Genomic DNA, 488 nt, shown 5'->3' with positions numbered 1-488 from the left:
AGTCGCTGTTCCCGTTCACGCTCGTTGTCGCGACCTCCGAGGACGTCGATCTCACCGTCGTCGGTCCCGGCGGGAGCCAGATCGGACGCGTCCGCGGCGTGTACACGGATCGAAGTCGCGGCGAGTACGGGCGGGTGCGGAGCCAGCACGGAGCGGAACCGGGTACCTACCGGATCAGCGTGTTCGGAACCGCCGACACCGAGTACGAACTGACGGCGATGGTGACCGACGCGGACGGGGCGTCCGTGGACGCGGCGCGGACCGAGACGATTCGGACGGGTGACGAACACGAGTACGACCTCGAGATCACACAGGAGGGGGCGGGGAGCCTCCGCAGGGTTCGGACCGACCGAGACCTGCCGGCACTCGTGGGGACGGGTGTCGCCGGAGTCGCCGCCGGAGCCGTCGGCTATCGGACAGTGAAGCGCCTGCGGGAGCGCGACCGCCACGAATCGTGAGTCGTGTCGGAGGCTGTTCGGAGCAGAGAC

Annotated in this window: 1 protein-coding gene; it reads left to right on the top strand. The window is 69.1% G+C overall.

Features of this window, described 5'->3' with window-relative positions; translation table 11 throughout:
• Positions 1-458: hypothetical protein (locus DEQ92_RS23625; protein ID WP_158547663.1), on the top strand; the 458-nt coding region annotated here is incomplete at its 5' end.
• Positions 459-488 lie beyond the last annotated feature (30 nt).

The organism is Haloferax sp. Atlit-6N (genome assembly GCF_003383195.1).
GTDB classification, from domain to species: Archaea; Halobacteriota; Halobacteria; order Halobacteriales; family Haloferacaceae; genus Haloferax; species Haloferax gibbonsii.
The sequence above is the reverse complement of the archived record's forward strand: the minus strand, read 5'-3'. Positions and strand labels throughout refer to the sequence as shown.